Annotated in this window: 14 protein-coding genes, 1 tRNA gene and 1 other RNA gene; 9 read left to right on the top strand and 7 right to left on the bottom strand. The window is 44.8% G+C overall.

The features are described 5' to 3' along the window. Positions 1 to 148: 148 nt before the first annotated feature. Positions 149 to 3,415 carry an autotransporter assembly complex protein TamA gene (locus RTN07_RS06630; protein WP_312176765.1) on the bottom strand — a complete coding sequence of 1,089 codons (3,267 nt, stop codon included), beginning with the start codon at positions 3,413 to 3,415 and terminating at the stop codon, positions 149 to 151. 129 nt (positions 3,416 to 3,544) lie between these two features. Between RTN07_RS06630 and RTN07_RS06625 the strand changes: the two genes are divergently transcribed. Both RTN07_RS06625 and RTN07_RS06620 read left to right on the top strand, forming a co-directional pair. Beyond that, positions 3,545 to 4,867, top strand: a complete 1,323-nt coding sequence (locus RTN07_RS06625; RefSeq protein ID WP_144917787.1) for an MFS transporter — start codon at positions 3,545 to 3,547, stop codon at positions 4,865 to 4,867. Between the two features lie 262 nt (positions 4,868 to 5,129). Beyond that, positions 5,130 to 5,942: a peptidoglycan DD-metalloendopeptidase family protein gene (locus tag RTN07_RS06620; protein WP_144917788.1), complete on the top strand. Its 813-nt coding sequence runs from the start codon at positions 5,130 to 5,132 to the stop codon at positions 5,940 to 5,942. A gap of 117 nt (positions 5,943 to 6,059) precedes the next feature. On the opposite strand, the gene pdxA is transcribed toward RTN07_RS06620, so the two are convergent. After that, positions 6,060 to 7,112, bottom strand: coding sequence for a 4-hydroxythreonine-4-phosphate dehydrogenase PdxA (gene pdxA, locus RTN07_RS06615; RefSeq protein ID WP_312176761.1), 1,053 nt, complete (start codon positions 7,110 to 7,112; stop codon positions 6,060 to 6,062). A gap of 319 nt (positions 7,113 to 7,431) precedes the next feature. Between pdxA and RTN07_RS06610 the strand changes: the two genes are divergently transcribed. Beyond that, positions 7,432 to 7,833 carry a hypothetical protein gene (locus RTN07_RS06610; RefSeq protein ID WP_076774143.1) on the top strand — a complete coding sequence of 134 codons (402 nt, stop codon included), beginning with the start codon at positions 7,432 to 7,434 and terminating at the stop codon, positions 7,831 to 7,833. A 77-nt stretch (positions 7,834 to 7,910) separates the two neighbouring features. Here RTN07_RS06610 and RTN07_RS06605 read toward each other — a convergent pair. Then, a tRNA-Arg gene (locus RTN07_RS06605) sits at positions 7,911 to 7,986 on the bottom strand. A gap of 147 nt (positions 7,987 to 8,133) precedes the next feature. Here RTN07_RS06605 and dnaE point away from each other — a divergent pair. The 5 genes from dnaE to cysE all read left to right on the top strand — a co-directional run bounded on the left by dnaE (position 8,134) and on the right by cysE (position 15,291). Further along, positions 8,134 to 11,694, top strand: coding sequence for a DNA polymerase III subunit alpha (gene dnaE / locus RTN07_RS06600; RefSeq protein ID WP_312176757.1), 3,561 nt, complete (start codon positions 8,134 to 8,136; stop codon positions 11,692 to 11,694). A gap of 172 nt (positions 11,695 to 11,866) precedes the next feature. After that, positions 11,867 to 12,211 (top strand): Hpt domain-containing protein, encoded by a 345-nt coding sequence (locus tag RTN07_RS06595; protein WP_312176755.1) that lies wholly within the window; start codon positions 11,867 to 11,869, stop codon positions 12,209 to 12,211. Between the two features lie 24 nt (positions 12,212 to 12,235). Then, a complete protein-coding gene (locus tag RTN07_RS06590; protein WP_312176753.1) occupies positions 12,236 to 13,072 on the top strand; it encodes an RNA methyltransferase in 837 nt (278 codons plus the stop codon). A 29-nt stretch (positions 13,073 to 13,101) separates the two neighbouring features. Next, positions 13,102 to 14,250 (top strand): acyltransferase family protein, encoded by a 1,149-nt coding sequence (locus RTN07_RS06585; RefSeq protein ID WP_312176751.1) that lies wholly within the window; start codon positions 13,102 to 13,104, stop codon positions 14,248 to 14,250. Positions 14,251 to 14,364: 114 nt separating this feature from the next. Then, complete coding sequence (gene cysE / locus RTN07_RS06580; protein ID WP_409418205.1) at positions 14,365 to 15,291, top strand: serine O-acetyltransferase; 927 nt, start codon at positions 14,365 to 14,367, stop codon at positions 15,289 to 15,291. Between the two features lie 60 nt (positions 15,292 to 15,351). On the opposite strand, the gene RTN07_RS06575 is transcribed toward cysE, so the two are convergent. Together RTN07_RS06575 and gpmI are read right to left on the bottom strand one after the other, a co-directional pair. Next, positions 15,352 to 16,884, bottom strand: coding sequence for a S41 family peptidase (locus tag RTN07_RS06575; RefSeq protein ID WP_312176750.1), 1,533 nt, complete (start codon positions 16,882 to 16,884; stop codon positions 15,352 to 15,354). Positions 16,885 to 16,907: 23 nt separating this feature from the next. Next, positions 16,908 to 18,530 (bottom strand): 2,3-bisphosphoglycerate-independent phosphoglycerate mutase, encoded by a 1,623-nt coding sequence (gene gpmI / locus RTN07_RS06570; RefSeq protein ID WP_312176749.1) that lies wholly within the window; start codon positions 18,528 to 18,530, stop codon positions 16,908 to 16,910. 303 nt (positions 18,531 to 18,833) lie between these two features. On the opposite strand from gpmI, the gene ssrS reads away from it, so the two are divergent. Next, positions 18,834 to 19,032, top strand: a non-coding RNA gene (ssrS, locus tag RTN07_RS06565) — 6S RNA. A gap of 60 nt (positions 19,033 to 19,092) precedes the next feature. Here the strand turns inward: ssrS and RTN07_RS06560 are convergent. Together RTN07_RS06560 and gspK are read right to left on the bottom strand one after the other, a co-directional pair. Then, positions 19,093 to 20,391 (bottom strand): NCS2 family permease, encoded by a 1,299-nt coding sequence (locus tag RTN07_RS06560; protein ID WP_312176747.1) that lies wholly within the window; start codon positions 20,389 to 20,391, stop codon positions 19,093 to 19,095. Between the two features lie 230 nt (positions 20,392 to 20,621). Next, positions 20,622 to 21,845: a type II secretion system minor pseudopilin GspK gene (gene gspK, locus RTN07_RS06555; protein WP_312176745.1), complete on the bottom strand. Its 1,224-nt coding sequence runs from the start codon at positions 21,843 to 21,845 to the stop codon at positions 20,622 to 20,624. Positions 21,846 to 21,853 lie beyond the last annotated feature (8 nt).

The following is a 21,853-nucleotide window of genomic DNA, read 5'->3' as shown; positions in this document are numbered from 1 at the left end:
TCAATCGTTGGCTAACTACAAAAACACAGGTTCTATGCGCTGTATATGGGCGGTATATTGGATAAACCTTCCATACTAGCAAAGTTTTATCCAAAAATCTTAACTAAAAACCTTGCATAAAATAATGCCGTGATTTTTAGCCAAATTATTATAACGGTGAGCCGATAAAGAAGTGTAAACGGACATCGTTGTTATCCCCTGTCAGACCTTTTGCCACATCGAGCCGTACCAAGCCTATCGGTGATTGCCAGCGGATACCTGTACCGATACTGACCGCCGTTGCGTTATCATATTCGCCAGTTGTATCATACGCATTACCAAAGTCAGTAAACACAGCGCCACGAAAGCTCGGTCTAAACTCATAGTTATACTCTGCCGACCCTACCGCTAAGGCATCACCGCCGACTAAGAAATTTTCGCCGCCATAGGTTGGTCCTAAACTATCGGTGTTGTAGCCGCGGATACTAGAATCACCGCCTGCAAAAAAGCGTGAACGATAAGGCACATCATAAAAATCACCGCTATATAGATAACCCAAATCCAGTCGCCCAATCACTTGTTGTTTGTTATCTTTGCCAAAAGTATACATCCCAGTACCACCCGCACGTAGAATGGCCATATTGGTGTCACTCAGTGCCCCTTTAGCACCGACTTCAAGCGAATAACGTTGGCTATAACCCCACATTGGCGTCAGCATATTGTCTGCTACCGTTTTATTAATTGCATAACCCGCTAACAAGGCTTGTTGGGTATAATCCGATGCGTAGTTGTTAAAAGGATAAGGCAAGCTATCGGTGCTATATTTTTCAGGATCGACTGTGAGTTTATCGCCGCGGTAGCGCAGCGAATAGGTGCGATTCCAACCACTATCATGATAAATATTGCGGGCGATACTGGCATAGACCGTGTCCGCTTCAAAGGTGTTGACTAGGTCATCAACTTCTTTGTGTTGATAGCCGACTGTGCCTGTTAGTTTATCGTTGAGGGGATGCTTATAGGGTAAACTGGCATTAAATTCCACCGCTTGATCGACTTTAGATAATGCTACTGATGCCCCAGTCTGCAAGCCACTTCGGTTAACCAAGTTGTTTTGATATTTACCAGTCAAGCGCACGCCCACATCCGTTTCATAACCCAAACCCAACTGTGCCTCATGCGGCTTGGTGGCATTGAGTACCACATAGGTTGGGATTTGCTTTGTTTCATACACTTGTTGTGGCGTGAGCTTTGGTATGACTTGGTCTTCTCGTGGTTTGATGGGTAAGTCTTTGTCTTTATCCAGTTTTTTTGCCGTTTTACTGACCGCATTGGCAATGACCACCAGCGGATTTTTACTTTTATTTTCAGCCTCGGGTGATAACTCCATATCTTCGGGTGCGGCCAATAAGTTTTTGGCTTTTCGGCTGATGGCATTGAGACGTTGTTCGGTCGAGTCATCGACTTCAAATTGAATCGGCGCAATGTCATTGGGGTCTTGCACCTGATTGACGGTTTTTTGTGTCGTGCTATCGACAGTACCTGCGGATTGAAGTTCCGATGACTGATTTTGAGATGAGTTACTTTGAGCTGAGTTGCTTTGAGATGCGAGACTTTGATCGGTTGAATTGGCGGATAAAATACCGGCGGATGTATCAGAAGTGTCCGCGGTATTGTCGGCTGCGGTATTACTGGTGTTGGCATTGCTGAGTGTCGCCGAGCCAGATTGTTCAAATGCGATATCACTTGCTGCTTCGTCCGATGGCATGATGACATCCACATCCACCCCATTAAAATAACGGGTGGCAGTCAAGTTGTTGGTAAATTCGCTGACAAAGGGTTGATAGTAGGCATCGCCTTTTTGGTACGTCATTAAGGCTTTCATTAGCTTTGGCTTTAAAGGCAGTTTATCGGGGTCATCGGTCAAATTGCCTTGCTTATCAATGCTATATATTTTTATATCATCAAAGTGATAGCGAGTCTTTGTGTCATAAATTAGGTCAACATCCGCGGTATTGTCCGGCAAAATAATATCCACCGAACTATTGAGCCATTTGGCATCGAAGTAACCATTGGTTTGCGCGACACCTTCAATCGTGGCCTTTGCGGCTTTATAGATACCATGACTGAACACATCCCCTTCTTTGGGCGGGATTTCTTTTTCTATCACAGGATACACCGGCAGGGCGTTATCGCCTTCCCCACCTTCACCACGGATATCAATGATGCGATTTTGCACGATGACGGGTTTGCCGACCTCTAAGCTGACTTGGATATTGTCTTTGCCTAGATGTTTAAAAGCAATTTTAGTGTCATAAAAACCCACCGCCTCTGCCGCATCTTTGGCAATTTGGCGTAATTTGTTCACACTGGCATTAAAATCCGACACCGATTCGACGGTCACTTTTTCCAATGCTGCCTTGATATTGCGCGCAGGCTCAAGTTTGGCATCTGCATTGGCAAAGCTGATATCAATATAGTTTAGCCCTTCGCCGCGACCAATGATTTTGTTCTTCAAACGCGCCACGATGCCTTGCGACTCTGCGGTCACGGTTGAGTTGGCTTGTGGGGTGGTCAATGCCGTTGTTTGCTGTTGATAGGCGGGCAAGTAATCATTGGGATTGATGGTGTCGGTGGATTTGATATTGCTGGCATCATTGGCAACGCCTTGATTACTAACATTCTGATTAGCAACATTTTGGTTAGCGATATTTTGATTAGATAAATTGGTTTGCTCGCTCACCTTTTGATTAATCGCGTCGAAATTCTGCTTTTCGGTGGTTAGCTGCTCAGTGATTTGTGCTTGCGCCTGAGTGTTCACGGTTGCCCTGGGTGCAGGCTTGCTATTGTTGATTTGATTGGCAACCGACTGCGGCGTTGTTTGGTCTAATGCTTTACTGTAGCCGACACTAGGTTGGTTTTGTTTCAACGTCGCCACAGGTTGGTTAAAATTATTAAAGTCTGCCAAGGTCTGATTATCGAGTTGTTGTCCAATTTTATCTTCAACACGCTGCTGATTGAGTTGATACAGATAAGGTTGAGCGCTGTTGGCATCGGTAGTGATACTATCTTGCCCAGTTGCCGCAGGCGTGGTATTTTGCGTTGCCGTGGTGCCCTTGCTGTCATTGGCGGTCGTGTGCGCTGCGCTGTTCGTGGTTAGCGTGCTATTCGTTGCTGAGCTATTAGCTGAACTACTAACAGTAGCTGGCATTGTTATTGTTGGCGTTTGTGCCCCCCAAGCAGGCACCACACCCATACCAACCAAGGTAATTGCCAAACGTATGGGTGTCAAGCGAAACAGCGAATGGTTTGATACGCTAGATTGGGTCGGGCTTTGATAAGGATTTGACGATAGTAGAGAAATGGCATGAACAAAACTAAACGGGTTATCGGTCAATGCGATTGACGGACGATAGGGTAGCAAATTTATTGGTTTCATGATAAAAATCAAATCCTTGAGCGAGCACTAGGCGATTTTAGCATAAACATTTTACTAACCAAACATTTTCGCAACCCTTTGTAAAATATTTGTTAAGATAGTCATCATCAGACATTTCTAGGATTGCTCATGAGTACCCAATTTGCGCTTTTTAAATACAAACGCTTTAGCGCCATGTTTGCTACCCAGTTTTTAGGGGCATTTAATGACAATGTATTTAAGCAAGGTTTGATTCTAGTACTGACCTTTATGGCAGCGGCAAAATTGGGGATGCGTGTCAGTTTGCTCAACAATCTGGCGGCGATGCTATTTGTATTGCCGTTTTTTTTGTTTTCCGCCTTGGCGGGTCAAATTGCTGATAAATATGAAAAATCTTGGCTGACAAGGCTGATTAAAATCCTTGAAATCGTCATCATGGTAGTTGCCGCATTTGGGTTTGTGTTTGAGATTTATCCGCTATTATTTGTGGCGTTATTTTTGATGGGCACCCATTCGACGTTTTTTGGTCCTATCAAATATGCTTATCTACCCCAAGCCATGACTACCGATGAGTTGGTAGGAGCCAATGGGCTGTTCCAAATGGGCACGTCACTGGCTATTTTGACAGGGATGATGCTGGCTGGCGTATTGATGAAATTAGACAGTCCGCTGTTTTGGATATCTGGGGTGACGGTTTTTGTGGCGATTATGGGCTACTTGGCTTCTCGGTTTATTCCCGTCATGACTGCGCCACAGCCTGATTTGACCATCGACTGGAATATCTTTCGTACTAGCTGGCAAACCATTGCCAATTTATATCGCTTACCGATTATGTGGTTTACCATTTTGGGTAATAGTTGGTTTTGGTTTTATGGTGCCACGTTTTTGACCCAAGTACCTGAATTTAGCAAGTCTATTTTGCTAGGCGATGAAAGCGTCGTGATATTTTTATTGACGCTGTTTTCTGTCGGTACGGCGCTCGGCTCACTGTTATGTAAAACGTTGACTAAAAACCAAGTGAGTTTAAAGCTGTTGCCCTTTGGGATTGCAGGATTGACGATTTTTGCGATTGACTTATACTTCACGCTTTCAGCGATGCATTTGCCGCCCCTCGCCAACAGCGCGCACTATAGTATCGGTATGATTTTTGCCACGCAAGGTGCTATTCGTGTGTTTGTCGATTTGTTTTTATTGGGTTTCTCAGGCGGTATTTATATTGTACCTTTATACGCTTATATGCAAGCTTATTCACCTGAAACAAGCCGTGCTCGCATTATCGGTGCCAACAATATTTTAAATGCCGTATTTATGGTGGGTTCGGCGATTTTTTCGATTGTTTGTTTGACGCTAGTTAACGTGAGCCTGCCGATGCTATTTGCGATTGTCGGGGTGATAAATTTGATCATGGGCATTTGGCTATTTTTAAAACTAAAAAAATATAGCCCTGCCAAGCCCTTTATGATTCATGAATAACACTCTATCGCCCTATTTAATCGCCCCGTTAAATAGTCAGTATAAATAGCTAGCAATGCTAGGCAATGGATGAATGGCAAGCAATGGATAAATAAGGGGTTTTGCGCTATTTTTTCATTTGAGTCCAAAATGTTGCTATTTGTTATCGTTTGGCAAAGAAACGTTGTTGTTAACTCCAGTTACTTTGTAAGTGGTTAAAAGTTAGTTACTATACCCTGACTTGTTGTAATTTTTTTTGTATCACTTGCTAGGAATGACTGTTATGTTTGCCACTTATAAAACACTCTGCACGCCCAAACTGGTAAAACTCAGTGCGATAGCCTGTACGGCGGTGTTGATGACCGCTTGTGCTTCACAGAAGATCGCGACCGTGGATAAGCGCCCTGTGTATGTACGGGGTGTCCCCAACTATTATATAGTTAGAAACGGCGATACTTTAAGCAAAATCGCCACCACTTATGGACTAGATTATCGTCGGGTTGGCGCGCTCAATGGGCTCGATAGCAACTATACCATTTATCCAGGGCAACGCTTGATTTTAACCTCAGCAAGTAGTCCCACTTCTTATCGCCCAACGACCATTCGCCCGGTGACGGTCAACCAATCATCCCGCCCGTCTAACCCGACTTATTACCCACCTAGACAAGCCAATAACTTATCAACCCCGTTACCGATGCCAAATCAAGTCATCGTGCCAACCAGCAGCTTGTCACAAGGTTGGTTACGTCCTACGAATGGCAATCTATTGCGGCCGTTTAACCAGCAAACAGGTACGCTAGGTATGTGGTTTGGCGGACAAGCAGGGGCAAATGTTGTCGCCAGCCAGCCAGGTACGGTGCTGTATGTCGGTAGTGATTTGCCAGAATATGGCAAATTGATACTGATTCAGCACAACAGCGACTATATTAGTGCCTATGCGCATTTGGGAAGTTTTGCTGTACAAGAGCGCCAAACGGTGCAAGCAGGTCAAACCATCGGTACCGTTGGGACGGACAATAATTTGAATCAACCTGCTGTAGAGTTCCAAATCCGATATCGGGGTACGCCAGTGAACCCTGCCAGTTATTTAAAATAATTAAATAGCTGCTTAAAATAGTTAAAAATCCATTTAAAATATCGCAATAAAAAAGCCAATCGTCATAGATTGGCTTTTCTTTGTCAGGGTGATTATCGCTATTATCGGTGAGGATGATTAGAGGGCAATCGCGGTCGCCATGTTATTGGCATAGTCAATCGCATGATACAGACTATCGGTACTCGCTTTGCCTGTCCCTGCCAAATCCAGTGCTGTGCCATGATCGACTGAGGTGCGAATATAAGGCAACCCTAAAGTGATATTCACCGTTTCGCCAAACCCATGTGATTTGAGCGGCGCCAGTCCTTGATCGTGATACATGGCGATAATAGCATCCGCAGTGGCGATATGTTTTTGGGTAAACAAGGTATCAGCTGGCATTGCCAAACTAATATCGACACCTTGATCGCGATAATGCTGTAATACAGGATTGATGATGTCAATTTCCTCTCTGCCAAGATAGCCGCTTTCCCCGGCATGAGGATTGAGTCCACAGACCAATATTTTTGGGTGAGTGAGACCAAATTTTTGCTGACAATCATGGATGACAATATCAACGGTTTTTGCCACTTCTTCGTGGGAAATCGCATCGGCGACCGCACGCAGGGGCAAATGGGTGGTGACTAAAGCCACTTTCATCAGGCTATTGGCGAGCATCATCACCACTTTATCCAGCCCCGACTGCTGCATAAAAAATTCGGTATGCCCCATAAAGTCTGGCAACACAGTCATAATCACCGATTTTTGCAGTGGCGCGGTGACAATTGCAGCGACTTGTTTGCTGATGGCGAGCTTATGCGCCAGTTGCAACTGTGCGATGACCATTGGCGCGTTATGAGGATTTAACTGCCCTGCTACCACAGGTTGTGCTGTCGGCACATCCACCACCAAAATAGTATCATGCGCTGAGGGTTGCGCAATTTGCGGTAAATCTTTTAACTCATGTAACTCATGCGTCGCTAATTGTTGAATCATCAATCCGTCTTTTACAGCGCCTTTTTGTTTGAGCTCACTATACCTTTCTTGCAGCGCGTTGATATCTGCCAACACAATGACAGCGCGATTGGGCAGATTTAATTGCTGTCTGTCAGCAAGCATCAGTATGATATCCATGCCAATACCCGCAGGTTCGCCCGAAGTAATCACTAAGGGAAGACTTTGAATGGTCATTTTTATACCTTTTGATAAACACTGATAAAGCTATCAGTTAATATTTTATGAATTTATTACCAATGATGGGGCGCATTGTTAGCTTGATAAAGATAAAATAGTTTCATGTTCATGACGTCAACTAAAACCCTGATTACATCGATTATGGTTAGCGATCACCAATGATTTGATTAAATGAAATCTAATTATTTGCGTAATGTTAAGTAACTATTGTATACCCAATGAGTTTGCTATTATTAACTTAATTTAAATCAGTGTATAATAGCACTACACTTTACTGTCAATCCTGTATTTTACTGTTGTTATCAATGGAGTCCTTATGGCTACCTACGAACATATTAACCAAAAAGTTGAAAAAATGTGTCAGCAATCTGAAGATTTTTCAGTTCGCGTACCACAAGTCATGCAGCGCCGCATCTATATGATAGCGAAACAAAACCCCCTCAATAATGCCAAAGAAATGAAAGAAATGGAACGTATGGTGACTGAAAAACCCATCGCATTTTTTGAATCTTGGACGCAAATGGCTTGGCAAGCGCTCGTTGCGCAGCAAAATATTGGGCAATTAATGTTTTCAAACTGTATGAAATTAAGCGTGGGTCAACCGATTTCCTTGGAAAACTTCTTTTATGCTGTCAATCAAGAAGCGCTGCATGTATTAGAAAAAGGGATGCACCCTATCTATAGCCGCGTGGCCGCTAATGCCAAACGTTTAAGCTAAGTTTTACTTTTTTAAGCCACACCCAATAATTTTTTATTGGGTTTTTTATTTTTATAAGTTTTTGATGTCAAAAAAACTGGTACGCCCAGCGGGACTTGAACCCACGTCGGTCGCTTAGGAGGCAACTGCTCTATCCAGTTAAGCTATAGGCGTAAAGGGCTACTATTTTATCATATTAAATCGTAAATGCTTAGCATCCGCTGATATTTTTAGGCATTTTGTTGCTGATTTTGTAGGTTCGCAGTTTTGCAATTCATAGTATAATAGTGGGCTAAAGATAAACCGCAATAAAGGCAATCCATGGCATTTGTACACTTTGGTATTCACACCGAATTTTCTATCACTGACTCGATTGTACGCATCAAAGCGCTGGTCAAAGCTGCCAAAGCCGATAACCAACTGGCGCTTGCCATTAGCGATTTATCCAACCTGTATGCCACGGTCAAATTTTATAAAGCTTGCTTGGATGCCGGTATCAAGCCAATTATTGGCTCTGAAGTCTGGCTTGAAAATGATAGTACGACGGTAACGCTACTTGCCAGCAACCAAGTCGGCTACAAGAATTTGACCAATATCGTGTCAAAAGGCTTTGTCGATGGTCAAGTAATGGGCAAACCGATTATTCAGCGTGACTGGATTTTTGAGCGCAGTGAAGGGGTGATTGTGCTGTTCACCGAAAAATCAGACGTCGGTCAAGCCATGTTATCAGGTCACCCAGAAAAAGCCGATAGCCTACTACAACAATGGCAAACCACATTTGCCGATCGTGTCTATTTTGCCATTAAACGCACCCAGCGTGCCAACGAAGACCGTTTTATCGAGCAAGCCATTCGCATGTCAAATGCCTTTGATGTGCCTATCATTGCCCATAATGACGTGCGTTTTTTAACAGAAGATGATTTTGAAGCGCATGAAGCACGGGTGTGTATCGCCAATTCGCAAGTGCTTGCCGACCCCAATCGCCCACGTGATTATTCCTCTGAGCAGTATTTAAAAACCCAAGATGAGATGACTGCCCTGTTTAGTGACATGCCAGCGGTGATTGACAACACCTTGGATTTGGCAAAACGCTGTAACGTCATTATTCCTATGGGTCATCACGATTTACCCGAATTCCCCATTCCCGAAGGCGATACTATTGAAACTTTCTTTCGGCGCACCGCGCAAGAAGGTCTAGAAAAACGCCTTGAAAAACTCTACCCCATCGAAAAACGCGACGACAGTTGGGTAGAAAAACGCAAGCCGTATGATGCGCGTTTGGCGTTTGAACTCACGACGATTTTGAATATGGGTTTCCCCGGTTATTTCTTAATCGTGATGGACTTTATCCGCTGGTCAAAAGCCAATGATGTGCCTGTAGGTCCTGGTCGTGGCTCAGGCGCGGGTTCATTAGTGGCGTATTCGCTCAATATCACTGACTTAGACCCGCTAGAATATGACCTACTGTTTGAACGGTTTTTGAACCCTGAGCGGGTATCCATGCCAGACTTTGACGTCGATTTTTGTATCGAAGGTCGCGACCGCGTCATTGATTATGTGGCGCAAAAATACGGACGAGAAGCGGTATCCCAAATCATCACCTTTGGTACGATGGCGGCAAAAGCGGTGGTGCGTGATGTCGCGCGCGTTCAAGGTAAATCGTATGGTCTGGCTGATAAAATCTCCAAACTTATCCCGAAAACCCCAGGTATTTCGCTGGCTGAAGCGGTTGAAGCCGAACCGCAACTCAAAGATTTGCTTAACAATCCTGACAACATGGATTATGAAGATGCCAATGAGATTTGGGAAATGGCGGTACGGCTCGAAGGGATTACCCGGGGCGTTGGTAAACATGCAGGGGGCGTACTTATCGCGCCGACCAAAATCACCGATTATAGCGCAATCTATTGTGATGAAGAGGGTCATCCCGTCAGTCAGTTTGATAAAGACGATGTGGAAGCAGTTGGCTTAGTAAAATTTGACTTTTTGGGTCTGCGCAATTTAACAGTAATTAATGCGGCAGTAAAAAATATCAATGCACGCCGCGCTAAAGAGCAACAGCCACCGCTTGATCTTGAGACTTTACCCTTAGACGATAAGCCCACCTACTCCCTGCTACAAGATGCCCATACCACCGCTGTATTTCAGCTTGAAAGTACCGGCATGAAAAAATATTTGGCCAAGCTTAAACCGACCAATATTGAAGACGTTATCGCCATGTGTGCGCTGTACCGCCCAGGTCCACTAGATGCTGGAATGGTCGATATGTACATTGACCGTAAACACGGCCGCGAAGAGGTCATCTATGACCATGACCGACTTGAGCCGATACTGGAAAATACCTATGGGGTGATTGTCTATCAAGAACAGGTGATGCAAATCTCGCAAGCGATGGCAGGCTATAGTCTAGGCGGTGCCGATATGCTACGCCGCGCAATGGGTAAGAAAAAACCCGAAGAAATGGCAAAACAGCGCAGTATTTTTGTTGAAGGGGCGATTGGTCAAGGCATCGATGATAAACTTGCAGGTGGCGTGTTTGATTTGATGGAAAAATTTGCCGGCTACGGGTTTAACAAATCACACTCAGCCGCATACGGTGTGTTAGCCTATCAAACTGCCTATTTAAAACACTACTACCCTGCCGAATTTATGGCGGCGGTCATCACCTCGGATATGAATAATACCGATGGCGTGGTGTTTTTTATCAATGATTGCCGCGAAAATTTTGGTTTAAAAGTAGAAAACCCCAGCGTTAACCACTCCAATTGGGCGTTTGTGCCGATTAACCCGACGACCATTGTGTATGGCTTAGGCGGTATCAAAGGTGTCGGTGAAGGTGCCGTAGAGTCTATCGTGGAAGCGCGAAACGCGGGCGGTGAGTTTACCGATTTGTATGATTTTTGCCGCCGTGTTGACACACGAAAAGTCAATAAACGCACCCTTGAAGCATTGGTTAAAGCAGGCTGTTTTGATAGTTTTGCGCCAAAATTACGACCTGATTTGCCTGCGGATGAAGCTTATCACATTCGTGGCGCGTTACTTGCCGAATTGCCAAAAGCGGTACAAGCAGCCGAGCAACAGCGTAGCAATGACAGCCTAGGGATGATTGATTTATTTAGCGATATACAAGAAGTCACTGCGCCGCCCCCATTGCCCCGTGAGCCAGTCTGGACAGATGCTGAGCGCTTAAAAGGCGAAAAAGACACGCTAGGACTTTATCTCACCGGCCACCCGATTGATAGTTATCGCGATGAGTTAAAACGCTATACGCCAAAGACATTAGGCGATTTAAGCGAAACCAGCTATGGCGAAACCGTATTTTTTGCAGGCTTGATACTTGATGTCGCAAACTTTGGTAATCGCTCAGTGATTACCTTAGATGACGGTACAGGTCGTATCGAGGTGAGTTGTTATGCCGAGCGCTTTGCCCGCGTCAAAGATAAGCTTAAAGTGGAAACCGTGGTGATTATCGACGGCTCTATTCGTGAGCGCGATGGCACGTTTTATGCTAGCCTACAAGAGGTAATGACCTTAACCGATGCGCGCAAACGCTGGCTAAAAAAAATCAGCATCAAAATTGCAGGTCATGATATGGCACTGTTTGAACAGATACAGCAATTGTTAGCGACCGCCAATAACTCAACAATTCACTATTTATCGCATCAATTTAATCACTCTGCCGACAATGCCCAATTTGCGGACAGTCAGACCGCCAATGCATCGGGTCAATTAGGGGTACCGATTAACCTATGTGTGTATAACGACTATGCGATTGCCCATCTTAATATGCCAACGCATTGGCAAATTGTGCCGACTGAAGAGAATTTTGGCAAACTCAAAAGCTTGGTCAATGAAGAAGATTTGCATTTACATTTTAGTTAGCGTCTGATTTTGGTGAATTTGGCCGATAAACCCATCATGTGATAAACGTTTGTATCCTTTAAACTGACTTTCATCAAAGTTTTGATAAAATTCAATGAGATATGGGCTAAAATAAGCCAATCAAATTTAATCAATGATGTTTTATTTAATGTCCCATCAACAGGAAAATCATATGACTCAGCCATCCCATATCAGCTTGCCCCAGTTTGAAGAATTAAGAGCATTACTTGACGAAGATTTTGTCGATTTGATTCATACTTATATGGAAGATAGCTTACAACGTTTATCGGAAATGGAGACAGCGTATGCCAACTTAGACAACCGTTTGGGGTATAATGCAGCGCACGGCTTAAAAGGCGCTAGCTCTAACCTTGGCGCTACCGAGCTGACCGAACTTTGTTATAAACTGCAAGAAATCTGCCGCACGGGTCATATCCATCAACATGAACAATTGATTGAAGAAATCAAAGCGGAATGCCAAGCAGTGAATGACCAAATACAATCGCTTATTGCGTAACGACTGGCTAAAATTTGACAACCCATGGTAACGACTGACACTAACGCTTCCCCGCAACCCTTCTCAACCCTTGCGGCATTTTTAGCCGGTATTCGCATTGTGATGGTGAATACCACCTTGCCTGCCAATATTGGCTCTGCCGCCCGTGCCATGCACACCATGGGTCTAACGCAGCTCACGGTAGTGGCGCCCAAACTACCGATTGACGAAGATGCCTATGCCCATGCCGCAGGTGCCAAAGCAATTTTAGACGCTGTGACCATTTGTGACACCCTTGAGCAAGCCCTGCAAGATTGCCACTGGGTAATTGCTACCAGTAGTCGCCAACGCCATATTCCAAGACCCGTGTTATCGCCCCGACAAGCGGCTGAATTGATGGTCACTAATTTTCAAAACCTTGACGATTTAATGACAGATGCTGCGCATCGCAATTGGCAACTTGCCATTGTGTTTGGCCGTGAAGATCGGGGTTTAACAAATGAAGAGCTGCAACTGGCCGACTACCATATTCAAATTCCTGCCAATGCTGAGTATGGGGTGTTAAATGTGGCGGCTGCGGTTCAAGTGATTGCCAGCGTTTTTTACGAAACCGCCGAATTGGCATTGACGGCAAAAACAGCGGCTGAAAAATCCATTGATTTGACTTTTCGCCAGCAGTGGGATGAGCCGCCTATCTCAAATGAGCAGCGTTTACAGCTAGAAAATAGGCTGTTGGCATTGCTGGAGAATTTAGATATCTACAACCCTGCCCAATCTAAAGTGATGCCTCAGCGTATTAATCGACTGCTTAGTAGATTACAGCTTGATATCAAAGAATATCAGTTACTGCAAGCCACCATCGCAAAATTACTCAAACGATAAATTATTAACCCGTTAAGCGCTCAAAGTTTATGTCTGCCACTGTTTTGCTTGCTGTTGTGTTTGTGCTGAGCTTAACGCTTGTCACTTGGCTACTCAATCAACTCCCCCAACGGATGATTGTGGGGTTTGATGCTACCCATCGCCATTCCCCATTAGATGGTATCCGTGGCATTTTAGCGCTATCAGTGTTTACTCATCACTTTTTTAAACATTATTTCTTTCAAACGACGGGGCGCTGGCAGTCACCCAATATTGATTTTTTTACCAACTTGGGTAGTGTGCCGGTATCGCTGTTTTTTTTAATCACCGGCTATTTATTTTTTGGTAAGCTCAGACAGCCGCGGATGGATTGGCAATATCTTTATCGCTCTCGGCTGCAGCGCATTGTTCCACTGTATTTGTTTTTGGGCATTTGTATCGTCGCTATCTATTTCACCCAGCAACACCCGCCGTTACCCCTGTCTGAATGGCAGCAATGGACGCTGCGCTGGTTAAGCTTTAACAATCAATCTCTTAAAGATTTTTACGCTTGGCCGCTGGTCGCAGGCGCGGCTTGGACGCTGCTTTATGAGTGGGGTTTTTATTTTAGCTTACCGTTACTGTTTGTGTTGGTGCATCCCAAACAAGTATGCCAGTGGCAAAATATCGCGATGCTGATGATAAGTTTGCCTGTGTTGTATTACGTTCTCACGCATACTATTATCAAGCTGTATGGGTTATTTTTGTTGGCTTTTTTTGCAGTTTGGCTGGAAGATTTTTTTAAAAATTTATTGGCAAAATTTCCTGTGGTTTTTGCAATCGCTTTATGCCTACTAACCCTGTTTATTTTATTTGAAACTTCGGCGTATTCTTATTGGCAAATGCTACTTTGTGGCTTACTGTTTTGTTTTATTGCCAACGGTTTTACGTATTTTGGCGTGTTATACCAACAAGGTCTAAAGGTCTTGGGTGAATTAAGTTATAGCTTATATCTGACCCATGGTTTGGTCATGTATATATGGTTTAACTTATTACACTTGCATGACTTTAGCCAATCGATGACCGCTTATGTGTGGACGTACCCGCTAGTATTGGTATTCGTTGTTATGTTTGCTGTTATAGGCTACAACTATATTGAAAAACCTTTGATGCATCGACCTAACTCTCGCCGTGATGCGACAACAGTATTGCAATCATAGCCAATCATAGCGTAGCTTAATGAGTTCGTGATATCATAATCACTTAAAATTTTTATAAAATCGGTAGTCAGTATGTTGTCCGTCATCCAAAATTTATCCAAAAAAACCCAGACCATCAAAGCAGAATTACAAGAGGACATCCAAGCGGTGTTTGACCGTGACCCTGCGGCACGTAACACGCTTGAAGTGCTGTTGACTTATCCTGGCGTCCATGCGCTATTGATTCACCGCGTCGCCCACAGTATGTGGCAACACAATAACAAAGGCTTGGCACGGTTTGTATCCTTTGGCAATCGATTTTTGACCGGGATTGAGATTCATCCTGCAGCAAAAATTGGGCGGCGATTCTTTATTGACCATGGCATGGGCGTGGTCATTGGTGAAACCGCTGAAATCGGTGATGACGTCACCTTGTATCACGGCGTCACGCTCGGTGGGGTATCATTAAGTGAAGGCAAACGCCATCCCACCCTGGAAGATGGCGTGGTTGTCGGTGCAGGTGCCAAAGTATTAGGCGGATTTACCGTGGGTAAATATGCCAAAATCGGCTCTAATGCTGTCGTGGTCAAAGAAGTGCCTGCCGGTGCGACCATGGTAGGCGGCGCGGCGCGTTTGATTCATGATAAAGCCAAAGCGGAGCAAATGGGGCTTGATAGCTTGGCAAATAATGGGGTCACCCCAACTGACGACTATATCGAAAAAACCGTCATCAAAAAAACAACCGATGCTGAGCAGATGAAAGCGGTTGAACAAACCTCCATCAATACCTCTGCTACCAATGAGGATGATTGCAATAAAATTAAGTTAGAGCAAGCGGGCGTTTTTCATCAATATGGCATTGACCCAAACACCCAAGACCCTGTGGCAATGACTTTTATCAAAATGCTCGAGCACATTCGCCAGTCTGAAGCGCGCCTTGATGAATTGCAAAGTGCGATGTGCAAATTGGATCCAAATTTCTGCAAAAAACACTATACCAAACTTGATGTGCGTGATTTGGATGCCGTCGATCCGCAATTTTTTATGGAAGATGAATTGTAAGATAAATTCCACCCGATGATAAATATGACAGATTATTGGGTGACGGCTTAGGTGATGAGCTTAAAAAGACTGAGGCGTTGGCGTAGGTTTAAGTAAAAATTGGTTGCTTCGTTTGGTGGTTTGCAAATCCGCTAATACCTGATCTTGCCAACTCGTTTCTGCACCCGTCAAAGTCACATCCGGTTTGACGCCTACGCCATCAATTTTCTCGCCTTTACTTGAGTAATAATGCGCGACCGTTAGCTTTACCGCTTCGTTATCATTGATGGGTACAATGCTTTGGATAGAGCCTTTACCATAACTGGTTTCGCCATACACCTTAGCTCGTTGGTTGTTTTGTAGCGTACTGGCTAATACTTCAGCCGCCGAAGCAGAATAACGATTTTGCAACACCACCAACGGTAAATCGGCAAACTGGGCTTTGCCGTGGGTGCGCATCACCTCTTGTATGCCCTGGCGATTTTTAATCTGCACCACCACTTTATCGTTCATAAATAAGCTTGCGATATCATTGGCAGCTGACAACACGCCACCTGGATTATTGCGCAAATCGAGTACCAGCACGCTAAAAGGCTGATTTAATTTGGTGAGTGCCATTAAAAATTGCTGCTGGGTATTGTTTTGAAACACGGGGATTTGCACCACCGCAGCACCATTAATGATGTTGGTGCTCATGGCTTGTTGTTGTACCAAGGTTCTTTGCACCACTACCAGATGTTTACGACGGCCTTTATCCGAAACTAACAAGCGAGCCGTTGTCCCTGCGATGCCTGTTAGCAGCTGCTCGACATCTTGTGGGGTTCGCGTGCTGTCTAGCTTATTATCATTGATTTGATGCAAATAATTACCGCGCTGAATACCCGCTTTTGCAGCAGGCGAGTTGGGCAGCACGTCATCAAACACCCAGCTATCTACATCGGCATGAAAACTCACACTCACACCAATACTGCCAATATCGCCTTCGGTAAATAACCTTAAGTTTTCAAACGCGTTCGCATCCAAATATTCAGAATAAGGATCGAGACCAGTTAAAGTGCCTGCCATCGCATTGGCAAACAGCGATTCATCATCGACATTTGTCACATAGTTTTGACGGATGATATCAATCATTTTGACAAATTTTTCGACTGTGACGGGTGATACTGCGCCCAACGCCACTTGCTGGATTTGCCCAGAAGCTGGCGCGATGGGCTGAGTGTCTTTTGGCTGAGTGTCTAGGTTTGGCTGAGTAGCTGGATTAGTCACCATAGGCGTGGTTGACGTAATATCCACTTCCCCGCCATCGTCAGCGCCGTCATCCGTTAAATTATCGTCATCAGCGGCATCGGGTATACCATCAGGTGCATTCCCCCCACTAACAGGTACGGCAGCAGGATTGGCACCTGCAATCGCCTGAGTGATTGCAGGTTTTAATGCCGTTTTATTAGTTTTTGCCGCAACTGAGGTAGCAGATTTGACCGGTGGTTTGACAGGCGCACTGACAGTCGGTCGGTTAGCAGCATAACCCAATGACCCTATCCCCCACAATGCCAGCGCTATAATGTGTCTTTTGAAAGTAGGGTTAAATAGGGGTTTGAGACGCTGCGTTACCATACGATAGTTGTACCCATTAACTGTTAATTTGCTACGATTAAGCTTTCACCTGTCATTTCGGCAGGTTTGGCAAGGTTCATTAAGTCCAATAGTGTTGGCGCCACATCTGATAGCTTACCACCCGTGCGAATGTGCACGGTATCAGTCGCTTGCTCATTGACATAAATAAATGGCACTAGCTCTGTGGTGTGCTGGGTGTGTACCTGTCCGCTATCATAATCTTGCATTTGCTCGACATTGCCATGATCAGCGGTAATCAGTAAATGGCCATGATTGGCAATCACACAATCGGCAATGGTTTTCACACAATTATCTAACGTTTCGACGGCTTTGACAGCGGCATCGAACACACCTGTATGGCCTACCATATCGCCATTGGCATAATTCACAATCAGTACATCATACGCACCGGAATTGATGGCATCGGTCAATTTTTCAGTGACTTCTGGCGCACTCATTTCAGGTTGTAAATCATAAGTAGCAACAGCAGGCGAGTTGACCAAAATCCGCTGCTCCCCCTCAAACTCTGCTTCACGCCCACCACTAAAGAAGAAGGTCACGTGGGCGTATTTTTCGGTTTCAGCAATGCGCAGTTGGGTTTTGCCTTGCGATTGCAAATATTCGCCCAATGTGTTGGTCAGCGATGTCGGTTCAAATGCGATACTGGTCACGCCATTGTTTTGTAATTCATCGGAGTATTTGGTCAGCATCACAAATTTTGACAGTGTTGGCAGCTTTTCACGCGTAAAGCCATCAAAATTAGCTGACACCAGTGCTTGGCTGATTTCACGGGCACGGTCGGCACGAAAATTCATAAAAATCACACTGTCATTGTCTTGGATAGTACCAAAGTCAGCGTTTTGGTTAGCATAACGCACCCAAGTCGGTTTGACGAACTCGTCACTTTCACCTGCGCTATACGCCGCACTAATCGCTTCAGCACCTGATATCACCACCCGTTCTGCTTTGGCTTGGGTCAGCAAATCATACGCTTGCTGTACCCGATCCCAACGTTTATCCCGATCCATCGCAAAGTAGCGACCAATGAGACTGACCAAATAAGCCGTGCCTTCATATCGCTGATTAAGCGTGGCAAGCGCTTGTTCTAATTGTGCGACATAATTGTCCGCACTTTTAGGCGGCGTATCACGCCCGTCCAAAAATGTATGGATAAAGACCTGCTTTGCACCCTGCTGCAATGCCAGCTCCACCATCGCGACAATATGATCTTGATGCGAATGAACTCCCCCATCAGATAACAATCCCATGATATGCACATTGGCTTGTCGGTCATTGGCAAGCTTTACTGCTTCGGTTAATGCAGGGTTGCTAAAAAATTGCTGTTCGCGGATTTCTTTGTGAATACGGGTAGAGTCTTGATACAAAATACGACCTGCCCCCAAATTCATATGCCCGACTTCAGAGTTACCAAACTGCCCTGCGGGTAAACCCACGTCTTCACCTGATCCTGAAATCAACCCATGGGGATAATGCTGATACAAATAATCAAGGTTTGGGGTATGTGCTGCGGCAATCGCATTATCACGCTGATCTTCGCGATATCCAAAACCATCTAAAATCATCAACACATGGGGGATTTTTTTAACCGTCGATTGATGGGTAACCGAGTTAGACGCTTGATTCATTGTTGCCTCTAGAAAAGCTAAAATAAGGAAAATACAAAACTAGTATTAAAAAAATTTTGAAAATTATAGCATAGCTCGCTCAATCTCTTTAACCCAGATTTTGCGTCATTCTGTTAACTGCAAAGCCTGTTAACTGCTAAGCCTGTTAACTGTTAACTGCTAAGCAATATGATGACAACAAAAAACCTTGTGATGTGTGTTGAGGGTTTGAATGGTATTTTGACCGTCAAGTGTGATTAATTTAATCAATCATTGAATTAATGCGCGAGCTTTTGCATCATCTTAGGTAATCTGCTACAATACATGCATCTGGGGTATTCGCCAGTTTATGGTTTTACCTGAGCTGATAATTTATATAAGGGTATGCGTTCTTTTCACTTGTTGTGCAAGCCTGCATCCAGCTACGCTGCGATGATTCAGGAAGCCTTAAGAGTGGTTGCCATACCCACCCTGAACGTTACAGTTCATGGGTTCACATAGACAGCGGTACTCTGGACCAAAATTTAATAAAAAAACCATCTAACCCAATTCGGCTAGATGGTTTTTTTTGCTCAGCCATTGATTAACTTAAAAAAATCAATTTTGCCAACAAAATCACCGTTAACACCCAAACCGCAGGGCTAACTTCTTTATAACGTCCACTCACCAATTTGGCAATGGTATAGGTGATAAAACCTAACGCAATCCCATCCGCGATTGAGAAAGTAAGCGGCGTCAATAGCAGCACTACCGCGACAGGTGATGCTTCGGTCAAGTCATCCCAATCAATCTCACGCAGCGTAAATAACATCAATACCGCGACATAAAAAATCGCCCCTGCCGTCGCATACGCAGGAATCATCCCAGCCAATGGCGCAAAAAATAACGCCAATAAAAATAACACACCCACTACAATCGCGGTCAAACCGGTGCGTCCACCTGCTGCCACCCCAGCTGTGCTCTCTACATAACTCGTTACCGATGAAGTCCCTAGCAATGACCCTGCCACAGCCGCCGTTGAGTCAGCAAACAAAGCTTTACCTAGATTCGGGATTTGACCGTCGGTAGACATTAACCCAGCTTTTTTGGTTACACCGATTAATGTGCCTGATGTATCAAATAACACCACAAATAAAAAGGCAAAAATCACGCTAACCATAGTCACATCAAGCGCGCCTGCAATATCTAACTGCATAAACGTCGGTGCAATCGATGGCGGCATTGACACAATCCCTGAGTAATGGGCTTCCCCTGCCAACAAGCTAATCACCGTCACAATTAAAATTGACAACATCACTGCCGCAGGGACTTTACGCTGCACAAATACGACAATCAGAAAAAAACTTAAAATCGCCATCGCAGGACCAAAATCAGTGAGTTTGCCCATCGTCACAAACGTGGCGGGACTCGCCACGATGATGCCCGAGCTTTTAAGCGCAATAAACGCTAAAAATGCCCCAATCCCTGCCACGATACCTTGTTTAAGGGTATAGGGAATCGCGTTGATAATCCATTCACGCAGTTTAAAGGCACTAATCAACACAAAGAGCAAGCCTGAAATAAATACCGCCCCCAACGCCACTTGCCAGCTTTTACCCATCCCCAAGACGACGGTAAAAGTAAAAAACGCATTCAAACCCATGCCAGGTGCCAATGCCACGGGCAAACGCGCAATCAATCCCATCAAAAAACAGCCCAGCGCTGAGGCTAGACACGTCGCCACAAATACGGCCCCTTTATCCATCCCGGCTTTTGCCAGCATGTCGGGATTGACAAAAATAATATAAGCCATGGTCAAAAAGGTTGTCAGACCTGCCAGAATTTCAGTTTTTATCGTTGTATTGCGGCCATCTATGCCAAAATAGCGCTCGATTACATTCATCTATATTCACCCAATTTATTCATCCAATTTATGCGTCTAGGTTACATCTAGGTTGCATCTGTATCCGTTGTGTTAACAACGCTTTTGTGCCCGTTTTCTGCCCCATTGTCATTCAACAACGCCCAACAAAAACCCCTTATTTTACCCTAGAATACGCCAGCAACAAATAACTGATTAAAATAAACACAAAATAACTGAGAATTTTGAAGCCAATTTATTGCGCTGCTGCGTTATTGGGCAAAGGGTAAAAATTGGCGGTTGTAAGTGATAAGTTGCGGCGACGTGTTATTTTGCGTGCCATTTTGCGTATTGACTGGTGCTGGGATGGTTGTCGCTGACACACCAGAAGCAGCTGCTGGGTCATTGTCAGCTTTGGGTAAAATCTTAGCAATTTGACTATGCAAAAAAAGCTGCTTGTCGTCACTTTTGACACTGACAACGACGTGAAAACTTTGGCTTTGGATGGATAACAGCTTGGCGATGCGTGCTTGGTTACGCTCGTCAATCTGGGCAAAACTTGGCACGGCCCATAATTGACTCAAGTTTTGCACCGGCAGGTTATTTTCTCGGGCATTCGCCCAATTGATGATTGCGGTATCGTCGATTTGGTGGGTAGCCGCCACATTTGAAGCTGCGCTAGTGTCTTGCCCAGATTGTGAGTTGCCATCACTGTCCGAACGGTTTGAGCCTTGCGGATGATTGCCATTGGCTTCGGTAGGTAAATTCACCAGTATGCTTAATAGTTCGGGCTTTACCGTGTTGATATTCATGGGCAGATAGTATGGCACTGCGGTCAGATAAGGCGCTAATTTTTGCAATCCCTCGCTATCCATACCGCGCACATATTGCAATTCATTGATTGAGATAAAAGGCTGATTAGCGATACCCATCGCCATTTTTTTGCCCGTACTTTGATAATACGCTGCTTCTGCGCCACCATCGGCACGGGTGTCACTGTCTGGATCTTGCCAATCGAGCACCGCCATCGCAATGTTGGGCGATAAGCCATTGGCTTGTAACAGCGCTTGAAAAAAAGCCAGTGCCGTATCATCCACTTTGCCATCGTGATACAGGTTGTTCACATTAAAACGGCTGGCGTCATCATCGATTTTAATATTGACTCTGGCTTGATTGATGGTTTGCTCAGCTATGGGTTTTGCCCAAGCGTCTGCTAAACTATCGACTTGGTTGACTTGGCTGTCTTGCGCGATCAAATTGGTCGCCATAGCTTCCCCTGCCAAGGCATATTCTTTAAGCTGCCCTTGACCTTTGGTCAGCTCAAACTCTCGAATCATCACTTTTTGATTGGCAAGCATACTGCCTGCCACGATGGTAATCGCCACCACCAACAACAAAATAGTCAGGAGTGCCATCCCTTGTTGCCCATGCCGATATGGCGGGTTTGCTATGGCAATATTTGCAAAAATTTTAGACGGAGTGCGGTTTGTTGGCATGGTGTATT

This window comes from Moraxella sp. CTOTU46934, from assembly GCF_031979465.1.
Classification (GTDB): domain Bacteria; phylum Pseudomonadota; class Gammaproteobacteria; order Pseudomonadales; family Moraxellaceae; genus Faucicola; species Faucicola tetraodonis.
This window is presented reverse-complemented; position numbering and strand designations above follow the sequence as displayed.